Origin of the sequence: Paenibacillus algicola, from assembly GCF_005577435.1 — a bacterium.
In the GTDB taxonomy this organism is placed as follows: domain Bacteria; phylum Bacillota; class Bacilli; order Paenibacillales; family Paenibacillaceae; genus Paenibacillus_AQ; species Paenibacillus_AQ algicola.
This window is the reverse complement of the sequence record NZ_CP040396.1, coordinates 3,380,914-3,399,379: the sequence shown is the minus strand read 5'-3', so window position 1 is coordinate 3,399,379 and position 18,466 is coordinate 3,380,914. Positions and strand designations below refer to the sequence as shown.

The 18,466-nt window shown below is 53.3% G+C and carries 18 protein-coding genes and 1 riboswitch; of the genes, 13 read left to right on the top strand and 5 right to left on the bottom strand.

Annotated features, from left to right (window positions below):
- Positions 1–95: 95 nt before the first annotated feature.
- Entirely contained in the window at positions 96–902 is an 807-nt protein-coding gene (locus E6C60_RS15965; RefSeq protein WP_138226751.1) for a Cof-type HAD-IIB family hydrolase, read from the bottom strand.
- 209 nt (positions 903–1,111) lie between these two features.
- Here E6C60_RS15965 and E6C60_RS15960 point away from each other — a divergent pair, with 209 nt between their 5' ends.
- Positions 1,112–1,819 carry a metal-dependent hydrolase gene (locus E6C60_RS15960; protein ID WP_138226750.1) on the top strand — a complete coding sequence of 236 codons (708 nt, stop codon included), beginning with the start codon at positions 1,112–1,114 and terminating at the stop codon, positions 1,817–1,819.
- 116 nt (positions 1,820–1,935) lie between these two features.
- Here E6C60_RS15960 and E6C60_RS15955 read toward each other — a convergent pair whose 3' ends face one another.
- Positions 1,936–2,937, bottom strand: a complete 1,002-nt coding sequence (locus E6C60_RS15955) for a lipoate--protein ligase (RefSeq protein ID WP_138226749.1) — start codon at positions 2,935–2,937, stop codon at positions 1,936–1,938.
- Between the two features lie 205 nt (positions 2,938–3,142).
- Between E6C60_RS15955 and E6C60_RS15950 the strand changes: the two genes are divergently transcribed.
- From E6C60_RS15950 to E6C60_RS15935, 5 genes are all read left to right on the top strand, one after another.
- The gene (locus tag E6C60_RS15950) at positions 3,143–3,871 is read left to right on the top strand and encodes a lamin tail domain-containing protein (protein WP_138226748.1); all 729 of its coding nucleotides are present in this window, start codon (positions 3,143–3,145) and stop codon (positions 3,869–3,871) included.
- A 75-nt stretch (positions 3,872–3,946) separates the two neighbouring features.
- Positions 3,947–4,153, top strand: a riboswitch (cobalamin riboswitch).
- Positions 4,137–4,274 (top strand): hypothetical protein, encoded by a 138-nt coding sequence (locus E6C60_RS21010; RefSeq protein ID WP_175415335.1) that lies wholly within the window; start codon positions 4,137–4,139, stop codon positions 4,272–4,274. (Overlaps the previous riboswitch by 17 nt.)
- 129 nt (positions 4,275–4,403) lie before the next feature.
- Positions 4,404–5,426 (top strand): ABC transporter substrate-binding protein, encoded by a 1,023-nt coding sequence (locus E6C60_RS15945; RefSeq protein WP_138226747.1) that lies wholly within the window; start codon positions 4,404–4,406, stop codon positions 5,424–5,426.
- Positions 5,423–6,469 carry a FecCD family ABC transporter permease gene (locus E6C60_RS15940; protein ID WP_138226746.1) on the top strand — a complete coding sequence of 349 codons (1,047 nt, stop codon included), beginning with the start codon at positions 5,423–5,425 and terminating at the stop codon, positions 6,467–6,469. Before E6C60_RS15945 ends, E6C60_RS15940 begins: the two co-directional genes overlap by 4 nt.
- Complete coding sequence (locus E6C60_RS15935; RefSeq protein WP_138226745.1) at positions 6,466–7,263, top strand: ABC transporter ATP-binding protein; 798 nt, start codon at positions 6,466–6,468, stop codon at positions 7,261–7,263. Before E6C60_RS15940 ends, E6C60_RS15935 begins: the two co-directional genes overlap by 4 nt.
- A gap of 97 nt (positions 7,264–7,360) precedes the next feature.
- Here the strand turns inward: E6C60_RS15935 and E6C60_RS15930 are convergent, their stop codons facing one another.
- Entirely contained in the window at positions 7,361–7,903 is a 543-nt protein-coding gene (locus tag E6C60_RS15930) for a dihydrofolate reductase family protein (RefSeq protein WP_138226744.1), read from the bottom strand.
- A gap of 92 nt (positions 7,904–7,995) precedes the next feature.
- Between E6C60_RS15930 and E6C60_RS15925 the strand changes: the two genes are divergently transcribed.
- Positions 7,996–8,739: a hypothetical protein gene (locus E6C60_RS15925; protein ID WP_138226743.1), complete on the top strand. Its 744-nt coding sequence runs from the start codon at positions 7,996–7,998 to the stop codon at positions 8,737–8,739.
- 110 nt (positions 8,740–8,849) lie between these two features.
- A complete protein-coding gene (locus E6C60_RS15920; protein ID WP_138226742.1) occupies positions 8,850–10,244 on the top strand; it encodes an L-cystine transporter in 1,395 nt (464 codons plus the stop codon).
- Positions 10,245–10,350: 106 nt separating this feature from the next.
- Here the strand turns inward: E6C60_RS15920 and E6C60_RS15915 are convergent, their stop codons facing one another.
- Positions 10,351–11,439 carry a M24 family metallopeptidase gene (locus tag E6C60_RS15915; protein WP_138226741.1) on the bottom strand — a complete coding sequence of 363 codons (1,089 nt, stop codon included), beginning with the start codon at positions 11,437–11,439 and terminating at the stop codon, positions 10,351–10,353.
- Between the two features lie 147 nt (positions 11,440–11,586).
- Here E6C60_RS15915 and E6C60_RS15910 point away from each other — a divergent pair, with 147 nt between their 5' ends.
- The 4 genes from E6C60_RS15910 to E6C60_RS21005 all read left to right on the top strand — a co-directional run bounded on the left by E6C60_RS15910 (position 11,587) and on the right by E6C60_RS21005 (position 15,343).
- The gene (locus tag E6C60_RS15910) at positions 11,587–12,087 is read left to right on the top strand and encodes a GNAT family N-acetyltransferase (protein ID WP_138226740.1); all 501 of its coding nucleotides are present in this window, start codon (positions 11,587–11,589) and stop codon (positions 12,085–12,087) included.
- A gap of 89 nt (positions 12,088–12,176) precedes the next feature.
- Entirely contained in the window at positions 12,177–14,132 is a 1,956-nt protein-coding gene (locus E6C60_RS15905; protein ID WP_138226739.1) for a DUF2207 domain-containing protein, read from the top strand.
- A gap of 25 nt (positions 14,133–14,157) precedes the next feature.
- A complete protein-coding gene (locus E6C60_RS15900; RefSeq protein ID WP_138227844.1) occupies positions 14,158–15,084 on the top strand; it encodes an AEC family transporter in 927 nt (308 codons plus the stop codon).
- A 91-nt stretch (positions 15,085–15,175) separates the two neighbouring features.
- Positions 15,176–15,343 carry a hypothetical protein gene (locus tag E6C60_RS21005; RefSeq protein ID WP_175415334.1) on the top strand — a complete coding sequence of 56 codons (168 nt, stop codon included), beginning with the start codon at positions 15,176–15,178 and terminating at the stop codon, positions 15,341–15,343.
- 155 nt (positions 15,344–15,498) lie between these two features.
- Here the strand turns inward: E6C60_RS21005 and speD are convergent, their stop codons facing one another.
- Positions 15,499–16,311 (bottom strand): adenosylmethionine decarboxylase, encoded by an 813-nt coding sequence (gene speD, locus E6C60_RS15895; protein ID WP_138226738.1) that lies wholly within the window; start codon positions 16,309–16,311, stop codon positions 15,499–15,501.
- Positions 16,312–16,617: 306 nt separating this feature from the next.
- Here speD and recQ point away from each other — a divergent pair, with 306 nt between their 5' ends.
- Positions 16,618–18,462 carry a DNA helicase RecQ gene (gene recQ / locus E6C60_RS15890; RefSeq protein WP_138227843.1) on the top strand — a complete coding sequence of 615 codons (1,845 nt, stop codon included), beginning with the start codon at positions 16,618–16,620 and terminating at the stop codon, positions 18,460–18,462.
- Positions 18,463–18,466: the final 4 nt, after the last annotated feature.

The following is an 18,466-nucleotide window of genomic DNA, read 5'->3' as shown; positions in this document are numbered from 1 at the left end:
GCCCAAAGGCTTCTCCCCGCAGCACAGCTCCAAAAGCCCCGTTCGGCAATGGCTGCCGCGGGGCTTCTTGGCTGTGGTCTATCTGTGAGTCAGGATCAGTCTTGATTCAGGACAAATTGCTCGATGACCTGCTTGACGCCATCCTCATTGTTGCTGGCTGTTACATAGTCTGCGATATCCTTCAAAGGCTGAATAGCATTGCCCATAGCAACCCCTAGTCCAGCGCATTCCAGCATTTCATGGTCATTCCAGGAATCGCCGATGGCAATGGTCTCCTCCAGCTTGCAGCCGAAGTGGTTGGCCAGGAATGTTAACGCATGGCCCTTGGTGCCCTCTTTATGCATGAACTCCAGGAAGTGAGGCTTTGATTTCGTAATATGCATCTGGTCGCCGACCAGCTCCTGAAAGATCGGGATCAGCTCATCCAAATAGTCTGGCTCGTCAATAATGAGCATTTTGGGTGTCGGCTGATGAATCATCTTGGCAAAGTCAGGCTCTACGTAATAAGGAGTCTTGTTCAAGGCGCAGTAGTCAATAAGCTTCTGATTCTCCTCCCGGGCATAGAGCTTGTCATCAATATAAGTCTGCAGATGCAGATCATGCTCCAGGCAATAGTCAAACAGCTTGCGGGCCGCGTCCATCGGAACGAATCGCTCATACAGCACCTTTTCATCTAGCAGGTTCTTAATCAGCGCACCCTGGTATGTAATGATGGGAACATTTAGCCCGGTTTGGCGGGCAATCTTTTGTGCGGAGGCATAAGCCCGTCCGGTGGCCAGGGTCACGACAACATCCTTGGCTACAGCCTGCTCCAAAGCCTGCTGAACTCCGGGGGTGACCTCCTTCTCATCATTAATCAGTGTATCGTCAATATCAATAGCTATTAATTTATACTGCGTCATTATGATTGCTCCTCTCTTGATCTGGCAATGTGTACTCCTATCCACGTAGTATTCTCTAAGCACACAATTTGATCAAATTGTATCCCATTCTCTTACGCAGGACAAGGGTAGACAAATAGGCGTGCCGATTGCTATACTAATGAAATCGAACGTATATTCTCATATATGCTGTACGAAAGACTGCACGGTAAGGAAAGGAATTTATAGCTATGATGGGAAGAGCCCACTTGGTCATCAGCACCGGAGTCACCCTCTCTGTAATGGGGCTGGCCGGTATTCCCGTCACGCTCCCCGCGGCGGCGGTAGCCGTGGTGAGCTCACTGCTGCCGGATATTGATGAACCGAATTCAATCCTGGTCCGCACGGCCATCCCTACAGGGCTGCTGCGTGTGCTGCAGCTGGCGCTGATTGCCGGAGCGGCGTTTATTTATTTTTACGGAGCTGCCTTCTCTCCCTGGAATTTGGCGCTGGGAGGCCTGATTGCGGTCGTATCCTTTTTACCGGGCCGGACGCTTCGCCATATTGTCATGTTTATGATCGGATTGGGGCTGGTGCAATTTGGTCAGTTCTTCAACCCGTGGAACCTGATTGCCGGCTGTGTGCTGATGATCAGCTCACTAGTCTCGCACCGGGGACTGACACATAGCCTGTACGCTGTTGCAGGCTGGGGAGCATTGCTGTATTTTGCAGCTCAGAATGCGGAGCATGGAACCAGCCTCTGGGTCGCCGGCGCCTTGTCCTATGCCCTGCATCTGGCCGCAGATACCCTGACGAATCGGGGGATTCGCCCCCTGCCGCCGCTGAAGCTAAGGCTGAAGCTGAAGCTGATGAGTACAGGAACGAAATGGGGCAATATGGTGGAGAATATATGCATGATTCTGACCTTTGTCCTGTTATGGTATGTATTCATCGCTTAATCTGCCCTTCAGCATGCTGCAATCCGTGCCCACATGGGTACTAAAGACATAATAGGCTGCCTCACGGAATGTTGGTTCCGGGGCAGCCTATTGTAGTCTGTTGCAGGATCTATCTGTTATTCCTCCAGAAAGATCAGCCCAATGAGGTCTTCCTGAGCGAGGTTCCCGAAGTAGTGCTTGACGTTAAAGGGAGAGAGGGCTTCTCTGATTTGATTCTCCTCATACCGTTTGCCCCGGAGTGCATCCTCGATGTCTGCAACATCCCCGACACCAAAGAAATCGCCGTAAATCTTGATCTCCGCAATATGTCCGTCTTTAATATTCATCCGAATGTCAATGATGCCTACGGGAAACTTGCGGGCATGCTTCACATTAGACTCTGGCGACTGTCCGTAATTCCAGTCCCAGCTCTGATACCGTTCCCTGGAGATTTGATGGATCATGTCCCAGTCCTTCTCCTGCAGCACATATTGCGGAACCTGGTCCGGCTCCATGCCGAAGATCGAGCGCAGCAGCTCTGCCCGGAATTGCTCAATGGTCATATCCGTTCCAAGCAGTTCTTTAATGTTGGCTACACGGCTGCGGACCGACTTGGTGCTCTTGGATTTGAACTTTTCCGGATTGGCATTCAGGGAGGCCTGTACGTCATCCAGGTTCAAGTCATACATCAAGGTGCCGTGGCTGAACATACGGCCGCGCGTGGAGAACTGGGCGTTGCCAGAAATTTTCTTCTCCCCGACCTGCAGATCGTTGCGGCCGCTAAGCTCGGCAGGAACGCCCATTTTTTGCAGAAAATCAATGACCGGCTGTGTGAACTTCAAAAAGTTGTGGAAAGATTGTCCGTCATCCCTCGTAATAAAGCTGAAGTTCAGATTGCCCAGATCATGGTAGACTGCTCCGCCGCCGGACAGACGCCGTACGACCTGAATCCGGTGATCGCGGATGTATTCCTGGTTAATCTCTTCAATCGTATTCTGATGCTTGCCGATAATGATAGATGGCTGGTTGATGTAAAACAGAAGATAGCTGTCGTCCATAGGAAGATGCTTCAGCGCATATTCCTCAATCGCCAGATTGATGGCGGGATCATGGATTCCTTGATTATCAATAAACAGCATAGGTTACGCCTCCGCTTATTCAGTCTTGTCCAGGTTCTATTGTAAACGAAGACCCGCTTCAAGGGCAAAGCCGTACGAGAGAAGGATCCAGAACGCCATGCCTTTCCTGTCAAAAGCTTCATACAGATCGCCATCAGAATTAACACACACCTCATGTTCGTCCTGTTAACTGGTAGAAACGAAAGGATGACGGGAGGCGACGTATTTGCTGGACAGAAAAATAGGAGCGCGCACACTTGGACTTCTCAGTGTATTGGGCCTCCTCCTGTTTCAGGGTGCTTTGCGGGCAGCGGAAGCGGAGCCCCAGCTTCCGCGGGAGCTTACCGCAAGCTCTGTTACAGCCATGCCGATATATATTACGGAGGTATATCCCGATGACCGCTCTCACCATGGTGTGATTGAAGGCGCGGGCGGGGCTGATTTATTTGAATTCGTGGAGATTGTGAACATGTCGGAGGAAGCGGTTGATTTCAATGAGCGGTATGCTCTTTATTATGTGTTCGGGGCATACTCAACAGAGCTGTCTGTTAGAAGCGGCGAAGACTTCGACGCCAAGGTGATCCTTCCGGCGCAAAGTACAGCCGTGCTGTGGGTGAAGCGTTCTAGCTCCGGCATTACGGGGGCAGCTTCAAGGCTGACGAAATCAGATTTCAGGGCTTATCATCAGCTGGAGGCACAGGTGCCTGTATTTCAGCTGGAGGGGCAGGATGGCCTTCATCATGCAGATCGCGGACTGGTCCTGACTGCCCGGGGAGACAGCACGGTGGTTAGTGAGGTGTTTTATGAGGCAGGGGATGTGCAGAGAGGAGGAAGCATCCATGTCAAGCCCCCGCATAAGGGGAACCGCATGCTGCTTCTGGAACAGCGTTCTGCGCCCTCTCCGGGAGCGCTGCTGCCGGAGCAGCAACTCTTTCCAGGCAGTGCCCCCGAGTAGATAATGGTTGTAAGGCTTGTCCAGATGTCCTATAATTCACAACAGAGAACAAGCTTGTATATCAAACCAGATAATCCATACACATACATGCGAGGTCCCGGGCTTAACCTTTAAAGCGTTAGCCTCGGGTGAAAAGGGAAGCCGGTGCAATTCCGGCACGGTCCCGCCACTGTAAAGCAGGAGACTCCCCCACGATGCCACTGGCTGTAGCACTAGGCTCGGGAAGGCGGGGGAGAAGCACCACCTGCAAGTCAGGAGACCTGCCTTGCGTGATGATCTGACGGTCCTTCGAGGAGAGGATTACGTTTGGAGCTGCCGTGCATGCAGCGGAACAGATCCTGCCTGTGAAGTGCAGCAGGAGGTGTTTCGCCCGGCTTTATGCTGCGGTGTACCGATCCAATAACGTAACCCCTGATTCTTTAACGAGGAGTCAGGGGTTTTTTGCGGTCCAAATCCGAAACGCCAGATGAATGATGTTAAAGTGGAGCAAGCGGTATATCTCGAAATTATACAAATAAGGGGAGAGAAACCAATGAACAAGATGTTAAAGTTCGGATCCACGCTCTTGATGACGATGATGCTGGCTATGATGCTGGCGGCGTGCACAAGCCCGGCCGAAGAGAACGAGACACAGCCGGCGCAGCAAGAGCAGTCACAGGGAAGTGAAGCCAATAACGATGAGACCCAGAAGGAAGAGGGCAAAGACAGCGAAGCCGACAAGACCGTCTATCCGTTAACGGTGAAGGATGCGACCGGGACCGAAATGACATTCGAAGCGGCACCGGCGAAGGTAGTTTCCTTGTCTCCGTCTGAAACCGAGAAGCTGTTTGCGCTCGGCCTTGATGAGCAGATCGTTGGTGTGTCCGAGGTGGACGATTACCCGGAGGCGGCGAAGTCCAAGCCCAAGATGGGCGGATATGAGTCGGATGTAGAGGCGATTGTGGCATCTGGAGCAGATGTAGTGTTCACGGCTGCCATGAATGAGGATAATATCAACAAGCTTCGTGATCTGGATGTCAAGCTGTTCGTCAATGATCCCAAGACCATTGCTGAAGTGATGGACAATATCGCGCTGGTCGGAGAGATTACAGACCGTAAGGCCCAAGCCAAGGAAATTACCGATCAGATGCAGCAGGAGCTGGACATGGTGAAGAACGCGGTAAAAGACGTGAAGGAAGAAGACAAGAAGACCGTGTATGTTGAATTTTCACCGGGCTGGACAGTAGGCAGCGGAACTTACCTGGATGAAATGCTGAAGCTGAGCAATGCCATCAATGCGGCGGGCGAGGCAGAAGGCTGGTTTGAGGTAAGTGAAGAGAACATTATTGCTGCGAATCCTGATGTCATTCTATATTCCGCAAATGTCATGGATGAGAACAACCAGTCTTTAGATCAGCTCATTCAATCTCGCAGCGGCTGGGATCAAATCCAGGCCATTCAGGACGGACAGCTGTTCAAGCTGGACGACAATCTGATTAGCCGCCCGGGACCTCGTGTTACGCAGGGCCTGATTGAAGTAGCGAAGGCGATCTATCCGGATTTGATGACTCCGTGAATTCCAAGCTGGCAGGCTATACGATAGCGGGACTGCTGCTTCTGGTGCTGACCCTTGTGGTCAGCCTGGGTATCGGCTCCGTTCATCTGCCTGCCGGGCAGATCGGAGCCATGCTGCTTCAGCGGGTTCCCGGTCTGGCAGAGCGGTTTCCGACAGCCTGGGAGTCCTCGGCGGAACAAATTATTATGAAGGTGCGTCTACCCCGTATACTGCTCGGCATGCTGGTGGGTGCATCCCTGGCAACGGCAGGGGCGGCCTTTCAAGGAGTGCTGCGTAATCCGCTTGCGGACCCGTTTACACTGGGCGTGGCCTCCGGCTCGTCACTGGGCGCAGCGCTGCTTATTTTTTACGGTATGCAGTATTCCTTTGCGGGGGCATGGACGCTGCCGCTCGTTGCATTTGTCACTGGCGCAGTAACGCTGTGGATCGTGCTGGCATTATCGAGGGAACAGGGCAAGCTTCCAACGCACGGGCTGATCCTGGCTGGTGTCATTATGCAGTCCTTTCTGGGAGCGGTGGTGTCTTTCTTGACGATTATGTCCCGAGATACGATGAATGATATTTTATTCTGGACGCTGGGCAGCCTCAGCCTGCGGGGCTGGACGTATATTCTGGTGCTGCTGCCTTATTTCACAGCGGGCCTGATTTATTTATGGAGCCGGTCGAGAGCCTTAAACCTGCTGGCACTAGGAGAGCGCCAGGCTGCATATACAGGGTTGAATGTGGATCGGTTAAAGGGAAGCGTGCTCGTGGTGGCTACCCTGCTGACAGCTGCTGCTGTGTCCGTATCTGGCGTGATCGGCTTCGTCGGGCTTGTCATTCCGCATATGATCCGCCTGCTGACGGGGTCGGATTACCGGATCATTATTCCGCTTTCTGCCTTAGGCGGGGCGGTATTCATGGTCTGGAGCGACACGGCGGCCCGAACGCTGCTGGCTCCGTCTGAGATACCGATTGGTGTCGTGACGGCCTTCATCGGTGCTCCGTTCTTTGCCTACCTGCTGTATCGCAGTCGGAGGCAGCGCAGGGAGGGACAGCAATGATTACTCTTGAGGGTGCCGGCAGACGGTACGGCGAGGTTATGGCGCTGCAGCCTCTGGACTGGCAGGTCCAGGCAGGAGAGTGGTGGGGGGTGATCGGGCCGAACGGAAGCGGAAAATCTACCCTGCTGCAGCTTCTTTCCGGTGTAGAGGCGCCTTCCTGCGGCACGGTTACTGTAGCCGGCCGCAATATTCGCAAGCACAGCCGCAAGGAACTGGCTCGCTTCATTGCCGTCCTGCAGCAGGAAGGGCTGCCCGCGACAAGCTTTACAGTACGGGAAGTGCTGGAGATGGGCAGATACCCGTTCCAGGGCTGGCTGGGCCGTGAACCTCACGACCCTGCTCCGTTACTGGACTCCATTATGGAGAAGCTGGATCTGCTGGTATTGCAGAACCGTCCGGTGGATGAGCTGAGCGGCGGTCAGCGGCAGCGGACAGCACTCGGCAAGGTGATGGCGCAGCAGCCGACTTTGCTGCTGCTGGATGAGCCCACAACCTATCTCGATATCCGTTATCAGCTGCAGTTCATGGAGATGGTATCACAATGGCGCCAGGAGAGCGGCATTACGATCATCAGCGTGCTGCATGATCTGAATCTGGCGGCTCAATTCTGCGACAAGCTGCTGCTGCTCCAGGATGGACGGGCGGCAGGCGCAGGGCCGCCGCAGGACATGCTGACAGAGGAACGGCTCAGAGAAATTTTTGGTGTAGACACTTCAATTGTCAGCCATCCCTCTAACGGGTCACCCCAGGTGCTGCTGACGGCTTCTCCAAGGGAGGCGCAGAAGAGGGAATAAATTGTGTTGCTGATGCACAGTCGTGCCTAAACCGAATGCTTAGTTCTCCTGTACGTTTACACCATGTAAAAAAGACGGCGAATGCCGTCTTTTTTTTTCATCTCCCGAGTGATGATTTCACCTCATAATGCAGCTCCACAAATTGATTAAAGCTTCTGGAGCCCTTGAAGAGCAGCTCCTGCGGCGGTCCGCCTCCTTTAAAGAGCGGTATTCCTTCTCCCAGCAGCACCGGTGCAATCGTAATGAACAATTCATCCACCAGCCGCTCGGACAGCAGAGATTGAAGCAGCTCGCCTCCGCCGACGACCCAGATTTTTGAGCCGTCTTCCTTTTTCAGCTTCTGAATCAGCTCCGAGGGGCTGCCGTTCACAAAGGTCACATCCTCATGGCTTGCTGTCTCTGACCGGGTAAATACGTAGCAGGCCTTTCCTTTGTAGGGAAATGCCTCTCCCTGGTTCATAATCCAGTCAAACGTCCGTTTACCCATCAGGATTGTATCCACGGTGTCATAGAACTCGCTGTACCCATTGTCTCCTTCTCCCTCTACCTTAAAGAGCCAATCCAGGGAATCATCCTTTCCTGCAATGTACCCGTCCAAGGTGGGCGCGATAAATACGGAGACCTTACGATCCGCCTTCATCCTGTTCCCTCCATCCTTCACTTCATTTGATTAGACTCCCCGCCATCCGGTTATGTATACAAAAATCTGGTATTCAGCTGGAGGATGGTAGGATGAGTGTAACCTTAATTATGGCATGCGTCATAGCCTGTGCCCATATCTTTTCAGGACATTTGAGCTTTCTTCGTGTCATCCCTCGGAGCTGGGTGCTTTCGGCCGCTGGCGGCGTGTCGGTTGCATATGTGTTCGTCCACATTCTCCCGGAGCTGCAGCAGCATCAGAACGTGATCCAGGACCATACGCCTCAGAGTCTTGCGTTTCTGGAGCATCATGTGTATCTCGTAGCGATGCTTGGCCTGATGTTCTTCTATGTGATGGAGAGGCTGGTCAAGGCCAGTGCAGAATCAGATTCTGGCAGTCAACGGGGCGAGGGGACACCGGGAGTCGGCGTCTTCTGGTTTCATATGAGTATCTTTTTCGTATACAACGTGCTGATTGGCTATTTGCTGCTTCAACGCACCTCACACTCCTTCTACAGCCTGCTTCTGTTTACCATTGCCATGACACTTCACTTTATGGTCAACGATCATTCGCTGCGGGCAGCGCATAAGCACCGCTATGATCTGGCGGGACGCTGGTTTCTGACTGCAGGGGTGCTGACAGGATGGCTGGCAGGGACGGTCATTCAGGTGGAGGAGGCTGTCGTCTCGATCATATTTGCATTTCTGGCTGGAGGCATTCTATTAAATGTCCTCAAGGAGGAGCTGCCCAAGGAGCAGCAAAGCCGGGTGCTGCCATTTGTGTTCGGGGCTATTTTTTACAGCGTGCTGCTACTGATTTTGGCTACAGCCGAGTAGAGGATTTTCTTATATTCGATTCGTATATATAGGTTAATGTTTACATAAGAATGGGATCGAAAATCCATATTAAGGCTGAAATACATAAACAGGAGGCTGAAGTCCATATCATGGAAAACTTATGGGTGTTTTTAAACGTGCTTTCGCTCGCCATACTGATCGGTATTTTGTTCTGGATGCAGAAGAAGCACTATTCATTTACCAAAAGGGTGTTTGCCGGATTAGTGCTAGGCGTTGCGTTCGGTGTCATTCTGCAGGCTATTTACACCGCCGATTCGGATACGATCTCAAAGTCCAGTGACTGGTTCAATCTGGTCGGCTACGGATATGTGCGTCTGCTGCAAATGATGGTTATTCCGCTCATTATGGTGTCGATTATATCGGCAATTATGAACCTGAAGGGCGGCAGCAACCTGGGTAAAATGAGCGCCTCCATTATCGCGGTTCTCATTCTGACCACCGGTGTAGCGGCTGTGGTCGGCATTACCGCTGCGAATGTGTTCGATCTCTCTGCCGAGAATATCCAGGCCGGTGCAGCGGAGCAGGAGCAGGGTGCTGCTCTGGAGGAGCGGCTTGGCACGGTGCAGGATCAGTCTCTGCCGGAGCAGATTCTGGAATTCGTTCCTTCCAATCCATTCGCGGATATGACCGGGGCACGGCGCTCCTCAACGATTGCTGTCGTCATCTTCTCGGCCTTTATCGGCATAGCTGTACTGGGTCTGGACCGGAAGCAGCCAGAGCAGGCGGAAACGTTCCGCAAGCTGGTGCGCTCCCTGTACGGCATCGTGATGCGGATCGTCACCCTGGTGCTGCGCCTGACCCCTTACGGCATCCTGGCCCTCATGGCCAAGACGATTGCCAGCACGGATCTGCAGGTCATTCTCGACCTGATCGATTTTGTCCTGGCTTCATATGTTGCCTTGTTTGTCATGTTTATCATCCACTTGCTGCTCCTGCTGGTGTTCGGCTTTAATCCGGTGACTTACTTGAGAAAGGTGCTGCCCGTGCTGACCTTTGCATTTACCTCCCGCTCCAGCGCGGCAACCATTCCGTTAAACGTGCAAACCCAGAACAAGAAGCTGGGCGTTTCGGAAGGCGTTGCCAACCTGTCGGCTTCATTTGGGGCAACGATGGGGCAAAACGGCTGTGCCGGAATTTATCCTGCTATGCTCGCGGTTATGATTGCGCCGACCCAGGGCATCGATCCGATGGACTGGACCTTCCTGCTGACGCTTGTCGTCGTGGTTATGATCAGCTCCTTCGGTGTGGCGGGCATCGGAGGCGGAGCGACCTTTGCTTCCCTGATCGTTCTGTCTACGATGAATCTGCCGGTTGCACTGGCAGGTCTGTTGATCTCTGTAGAGCCTCTGATTGATATGGGACGTACAGCACTGAACGTCAACGGCTCCATGACGGCCGGGATGATTACCGGCAAAGCGCTGAATCAGGTCGATGAGAAGGTGTATCAGGAGCGGAATCAGGAAATCGACGTCATGCAGGCATAAACCTATAGATCTAGCAAAATAGCGCGCAAGGATGGTTACAGTCTCACCTTTCTTCAAAAGAGAGGATGTGCCTGTATCAATCCTGCGCGCTATTTGTGCAGTGGCCTTAGCCGAGCACGGTCAGCTCTTTGGGGAAAGTCGTTAGAATTTCAACCCCCTGCTCGGTGACCCATACATCGTCTTCGATGCGGACACCGCCGATCCCCGGGATATAAATGCCCGGCTCAATCGTGAACACAGCGCCCGGCTGCAGCAGCTCGTTGTTCAGGCCGTGGATGAAAGGCGCCTCATGCACATCCAGACCAAGGCCATGACCGAGGCGGTGAAGAAATGCTTCTCCGTATCCGGCTTGCTCAATGAGTGACCGTGCGGCCTGATCAATGGAACCGTAAGAAACACCTGGCTTTACAGCAGCAATAGCAGAAAGGTTAGCGGCGAGAACGGTATCGTAGATGTGACGTGCCTCTGCCGAAAGGTGGCCAACGGCAAAGGTTCGGGTAATGTCGGAGGCATAGCCGCCGTAATACACGCCCAAATCAAACATCAGCAGATCGCCTTCTTGAATCTCACGCATTCCCGGAACGCCGTGCGGGAGGGCGGTATGACTGCCGGTAAGCACCATGGTGTCGAAGGAGGGAGCCTGGGCGCCGGATTTCTTCATGAGATATTCCAGCTCCGCAACAAGCTCCAGCTCCCGGACCCCCGGGCGTACAGATCTTAATCCCTCGGTAAGCACCTGCTCAACGATGCGGACTGCTTCTTTCATGATGCTGATCTCATGCGGCGACTTGACGGCTCTCATGTCCTGAAGCAGCGGACCGATATCGGCATAATGATGCGCTGAGAGCGTCTCCTGCAGCTGCTCAAAGCGGCTGAGCGTCATATGTGACTTCTCCAGTGCCAAGACACCGACCGGCGCCTCAAGCCGACTCTTCAAAATGTCATACGGCTGATCGGTATCGCGATGTGTCAGAATGCAGATCCCCCCTGAGGCCGCAGCGGCGACATCCGCGTCCAGTGCAGGAAGAAGCAGGAACGGCTCGCACGACTGCTGCAGAACAAGTCCGAGGAATCGCTCATGGGGATCACTGGCATAACCTGTCAAATAATAGATATGTTTAGGATCTGTAAGCAGCACGGTATCCCACCTTTGCTGCTCCATTGTGGAAATGATATCCTTTAATTTTGAATTCATAAAGGTCTCCTTCTCCTGGAAATAGGGTCTATATCCTTCAATAGCTTGCATTTTATCATACCATTCTCATAAAAAAATAAAGCATTTTTAATCCACCTCCGTTAAAATAAATATGTTGTGAGCTCATATTAACGGGGGAATTATTCAATGGCATCTTTATTCACGATTGAGTTTGCGGCCAAGGCCGATTTGCCGGCCATCGTCGACATCTATAATTCAACGATCGCCGGCCGGATGGTCACGGCGGATCTTAATCCAGTGACAGCCGAGAGCCGGCTGAGCTGGTTTGAGGAGCATGATCCGGCGCACCGTCCGCTTTGGGTCATGAAGGACGGCAGCCGGGTTGCGGCATGGATGAGCTTTCAGTCCTTCTACGGCCGGCCAGCTTATAATGCAACGGTAGAGGTAAGTATTTATGTACATGAGGATTACCGCGGGAGCGGGGCGGGCAGCCGCTTAATTGAGAAGGCGTTAGAGGAATGCCCGCGTCTGGAGGTGAGCAATCTGGTCGGCTTTGTATTCGGCCATAATGATCCCAGCCTGGGCCTGCTCCGCAAGTTCGGGTTTGAGCAATGGGGACTGCTTCCGGGTGTTGCAGAGCTGGATGGTATCAAGCGCGACCTCGTAATTGTCGGACGTAAAGTATAGAGCAGCTTCTCTTTGCCAAAAGACCGTCCCGAAATGTCGCATGCCACGGACGGTTTTTTGACTTTGGGACAAGGAGGAGGACCCATGACATGATGATAAGCCGGCGGATATACCGGTATATGCTCAGTGCAGCGCTGCTGCTCCTGGCTTTGTTCACCACAGCTTGTGATCACGAGCGGTCGTATTCCATGGAGCAAAGCGACGTTTATGCTTACGTGATGCCGGACGGGGATTTGTATGTGGAGGAAATACACACCTATCGTTTTAACGGTCCTTACAACAGGGTTACCCGCCATTTAGCGGTGGAGGAGCGCAGTCAGGTCGAGTTTTTTGAGGCGTATGAGCTGGAGTCGCATGAAAGAAGCTCGCTACCCTTGGATGAGCTGCCCCTTCTTGACTCAGGGTATGATGAGGAGAGTGGCTTCTTCTACGCGTCCAGCCCGTCCGAAGACGAAACCAGGCATTACTTTTACCGTTATCGGATCAGTCAGGTGGTGAAACGTACCAAGCAGGCTGCAGACCTCGATTGGAGCTTTTTTGAGCAGAATGACCAGGAGCTGAAACAGGTCAATATTGATGTTTTTTTGCCGGACCGGTTTACGGGGGTGGATGTACACACCTTCATCAAGGACCGAACCAGGGGCGGAGTCATGCAAAAAAACCCCCATTCCGGAGCCTTTGTAAGAGTACACTATGACACCTTGTCGGAAATCGGCAATGCGCGGCTGCGGGTGCTGTTTCCGCAGGAGGTGGTAGTTGATGCGCCTTTTGCCAAGCAGAGCCTGTCTCTCCGTGCTACGCTGGCGGCCGAGCAGGAGCAGATGAAACGAAGAATCGAGCGGGAACAGCGCTTCGAAGGACTGCGGTGGGTGCTGCTGGGATTGGGCGCTGCGGTCTGGGGGGGCGTTGTGCTGCTGTGGCTGGCGCCGCAGAAGGTGGCGGCCCGAAGAGCAGCGCAGCGGAAGGACCTGTCACTGGTGTGGACCCTGGATCCCAAGCAGGTAGCCTATATTTACCGCAGGGGCCGGCTGCAGGAACGGGATTTCATCTCCGGCCTGTTCTCACTGCACCAGCGCGGCCTGCTTCACATTTCGGAGGTCCAGGCCTCGCCAAGGCTGGCAAGCGATCCTTATGCACCGAAGGTCATGCTGCAATTCGAGCTGATCCCGGACTTGCCGGCGCTCAGTGAAGAAGATGTGCTCCTGATTGACTGGCTGTTTACAGAGCAGGAAGGGCGGAGAATATTTTATCTTGAGTCCATCACGGGCCCGACTTCCACAGAGAAGCACAGCCGCAATGAGCTGGCAAACAAGCGTTATGCTGCTTTATGGAAGCTTACTCAGCGCAAGGTGATGGAATGGAGCAGCCAGCTTGCCTCCATGGAGGCATACCACCGGTTCGCAGCCCCATCGAGCATGTACAGGGTGGCGCTCATCGCTGCGGTCGCGGTGCACTTCACAATCGTAATTCTGATGAAGTATTTCGATGCGGCTCCATATTCTTCACTGCTGTGGACTACCTTAGTGCTTGGCGGTGCAGGGCTATGGGCTCTGCGTTCGCCACAGCCGAAATGGGTCATGCTGCTCTTTCTGGGATTGAGCATGCTCGGCGGCTATCAGGTTATGTATGGCGGACTGGCTGCGTATCATGCTATGGTGGTGCTGGGCACCGCCGCGGGGCTGCTCAGTATGCCAAAGAAAAGCTTAAGCAAGCAGGGACTGGAGATGTATTATCTCCTGCTTCGCTGGAAGGCGCAGCTGGATGCAGAGGCAGGGCCGCTTCAGGAAGAAGGGCCTAACCGGAAATTTGTATGGGAAATGGCTGTGCTGCTTGATGCCGGAGGGTGGCTTAGGAAGCAGGCCGAGCTTGATCAGCAGCTTGCAGGCACCCACCGGGACTTGGATGAGCATGCTGCCTTGTCAGCATGTCTGTATACACAGAGCCATCTGATGCCTCTAACGGCCTCTTCAGCAGCTACGGGAGCTCATAGCACTCATGCAGCCAGCAGCTCTGATGGCGGAAGCGCGGGAACAGGAGCGGATTAATGAATTTGAGGAGTTATATTGCAGCATGCTGACATCATTCTTAACTACGCTATATCATGTGTTTCTTCCGATCTCCCTGCCGGTGGTGGCAGGGGCTTTACTGAGATATTACAAGGGCTTGGCGACCAAGCCCTTGTCTGCAGTGTCGCTTTATATCATGAGTCCAGCACTGATCTTTGACACCCTGCTGCATGCCGAGATCACGACATCGGATGTGGCAGTGACGGCCGTCTTCTGCGTCGCCAATGTGGTGGTGCTATGGCTGCTCTGCTCCCTGCTCGGAAAGCTGCTGAAGCTGTCCCAGCCGGAGCAGGCAGGCCTTGCGCTGACGACCCTGTTCACGAACAGTGTCAATTACGGACTGCCCCTCGTGCTGCTGGCCTTCGGTCAGCTGGGACTGGATAAGGCCTCGGTTTATGTTATTATCCAGATTATTATTGTGAACACCTTTGGGGTATTTGTCGCCGCACGTTCCCATTTCTCCGCAGCGAAGGCGTTTCAATCGGTCTTCACGCTTCCTTCGATTTATGCAGCGGTGTGTGCGGTGCTGCTCCGGATGAGCGGAACCGTGCTGCCGGAGGCGCTGGATACCGGGGTGTCTATGCTGTCTGCGGCCTATGCGCCGTTAGCTTTGGTCATTCTGGGTGCACAGATGATGGGGGTAAAAGAAGGCAAGGAAACAGCCCTTGTCACACCCGCCGGGTTCTGGTCCGGCATGGCAATGCGGATGATCATTGGTCCGTTAACTGCCTGGGGGCTCCTGGTTCTGCTGCCGGTGGACCGTACGCTGTTTGCCGTGCTGCTCATCCTCTCTTCCATGCCTGCGGCTGTAAACGCGGTAATTCTGGCGGAGCAGTATGACGCGGCCCCGAAGCTCGTATCGCGGTGCATCCTGTGGACGACGCTGTCCTCCTTTATCCTGCTGCCCGTGCTGATTGGCGTCATGGGGTAGGATTGGTTCAAGCGCCTGCATAATGTGTAAGAATAAGCAAGCAGCTGCAAACCAGATCCTGGCTGACCAGGAGAAAAGGGAGGAATAGAAGATGGATTCCCGCCAGCGTCATGAAAATGTTGAAGTCGAAACCCGTAATGTTGAAGAACGAAACGATAACAGTATGGTAGCTTCCACGTTTATTAAATATGCTGCCTACCTTATTATTTTCTTCGGGCTGTTATACTTCCTGATCAATTACGTGTTTCCAATGTTTTAACACAATGACTTCACAACATACAGACAGCAAAAAAAGACCGGGTCTCCCGGTCTTTTTTTGCTGTCTGGGGACATGCTGCAAGCCCCATGTACAAGCAAACGGCGCCTTTGCACTAGGGCAAGGCGCCGCACTATGAATACATATCCGTGCAGTCTTCAGGAACGCTCGATATTTTTGGCGTAGTAGATTTCATCCATCTCCAGCTTCAGCCGCTCGGTAATGGCTTCCTGCTCCTTGCGGGAGAGCTTGTCCTTCGTGTAGCCGAACAAATAGTTGTCCAGATCAAACTGCTTCAGCTTGCATTTGGTATGGAAAATATTTTCCTGATACACATTGACGTCAATCATATCGTATAATTCCTGGGCCTCATCGGGAATGTAATTCTGGATGGAGCTGATATCATGGTCGATGAACAGCTTCTGGCCGTTAATATCGCGCGTAAAGCCTCGAATTCGGTAATCAATGGTCATGATGTCCGTGTCAAAGGAATGAATCAAATAGTTCAGTGCTTTTAGCGGAGATATTTCTCCACAAGTGGACACGTCGATATCTGCCCGAAACGTGCTGATTCCTTCATGCGGATGGTACTCCGGGTAGGTATGCACCGTAATATGGCTTTTGTCCAGCTGGAGAACGACATTGTCGGGCAGCGGTCCCGGTGATTCCTCATAGGATTCGTTCGGCACCTCTACAATCGGACCCTCGGACACGAGGACCGTTACGCTCGCACCCTGCGGCACATAATCCTGCTTGGCGACATTCAGCACATGAGCGCCGATAATATCAGAGACGTGAGTCAGGATTTTGGTCAAGCGGTCGGCATTGTACTGCTCGTCAATATATTCAATGTATGCCTCGCGTTCTTCTTTCGTCTTCGTATAGCAAATATCGTACATGTTAAAGCTCAGTGATTTCGTCAGGTTGTTAAACCCGTGCAGTGTAATACGTTCATCGGAAACAGGTTTCATAGCATTTTCCCCTTTAACATCGAGTTTGTAAGGTAGGTTTTCCAGGAACCCTGGTTCTTAATCCTTTGGGCAGACAGACTATGCCTTTGTTTTACCCGTTTCGAAGACGTTTTTAACCGTTCTGACCATGATCCGGGATCACAGGGGGAAAAGCAGTGCTCCTTCGTGGTTGCCCATCCTGCCAAAGCCCGGTAAAATTAGAGAGGAATAGGGAGCGCTGTAAAGCCCGGAGCATCCCGTGATCACGCAGCAAGAGAGGATGTCCCCCTAGGGGCTTAAAGGTGAACAGAAGGAGTTTTATCATTGATCCATAAACAATCTATTGATTTTCATACAGCGAAGGAGTATCTGCAGAAATATTACGGGTATCCTGATTTTCGTGAAGGCCAGAAGAAGATTGTCGCCAGCCTGCTGGAAGGCAGTGACACGCTCGGCATTATGCCGACCGGAGGCGGCAAGTCCATCTGCTATCAGATTCCGGCGCTTATTTATCAGGGCCTGACTCTCGTGGTATCGCCGCTCATTTCCCTGATGAAGGATCAGGTGGATGCGCTGCAAAGCGCCGGCATTGCTGCAGCATATATCAATAGCACATTGAGCGGCCGTGAGGTTAACGACCGGATCCGTGCAGCCAAGGCAAGAGAGCTGAAGCTGCTCTATGTAGCTCCGGAGCGTCTGGAGCTGGACTGGTTCCGCGAGGAAATGGGGGGCCTGGACATCTCCTGTGTAGCGGTGGACGAAGCTCACTGTGTATCTCAATGGGGCCATGATTTCCGGACAAGCTATTTGTCTGTGGCACCGTTCGTGCGGGGACTGCCAAGACGTCCCATTGTCGCCGCATTTACCGCGACCGCAACACCGGAGGTCATGGAGGACATTCAGCGACTGCTGCAGCTTCAGACTCCGCAGGTATTCGTTACCGGACTTGGTCGGGACAACCTGCATATGTCCGTTCTCCGCGGTGAGAGCAAGAAGGAGTTCGTGCTGGATTATGCGGCCTCGCATGCTCATGAGTCGGGCATTGTATATGCCGCAACCCGCAAAGAGGTCGATGATCTATGTCAGCGGCTTCAGCTGAAAGGCTTGGCCGCAGGACGGTATCATGCAGGGATGAGCGATGACGAGCGGGCGTCGAGCCAGGAAGCGTTTCTGTATGACGACATTCGCGTGATTGTCGCTACGAATGCATTCGGCATGGGGATTGATAAATCTAACGTCCGCTATGTCATTCACTACAATATGCCCAAGAACATGGAGTCCTACATTCAAGAGGCAGGCCGCGCGGGCCGGGACGGAGAGCCGAGCCAGTGCATCCTGCTGTTTAGCGCCCAGGACATTATGACCCAAAAATTTCTGATCGAGCAGAATCCCCAGGATGGGGAGCGCAAGCATAATGAATACCGCAAGCTGCAGCAGATGATCGATTATTGCTACACGACCCGCTGCCTGCGCAGCGCGATGCTGGATTACTTCGGAGAAGAGCACGGCGACGAGCGCTGCGGCACATGCAGCTCCTGCACGGATGATCGCGAGCTTGTTGATATTACGGTGGATGCGCAGAAGATTTTTTCTTGTATCCACAGAATGCGCGAGCGCTTCGGGGTGTCGATGATTGCCTCCGTGCTGAAGGGCTCCCGTGCCAAAAAGCTGCTGGAGTACGGCTTTGACCGCCTGCCTACCTACGGCGTTATGAATGGCCGGACAGAGAAGGAGATTGCCGAAAGTATCAATGTACTGATCTCGGAAGGCTATCTGGCCCTCTCGGAAGGCCAGTATCCGGTCGTGAGGCTGCAGAGCCTTGCCGCTGAGGTGCTGCGCGGACAGCGCGAGGTTACGCAGCGGGTGCCGCGGCCATCCAAGGCCGTCTCCCAGCGCCGGAGCGCGAGGGATACCTCTCCGTCTGCTGTGAACGAGACGGTGTTCGAGCAGCTGCGCCTGATCCGGCGGGAGCTGGCGAGTCGGGAGCATGTTCCCTCTTATATTATTTTTAATGATGCCACGCTGCGCGAGATGAGCGTGATTTGTCCCCAGACGGAGCAGGATATGCTCCAGGTCAAAGGGGTCGGAGAAGTGAAATACCGGAAATACGGCCTGCCATTCCTGCAGTTTTTTCAAAGCCAAGGGGCAGACGGCGGTTCGGATGAATACTAAATTA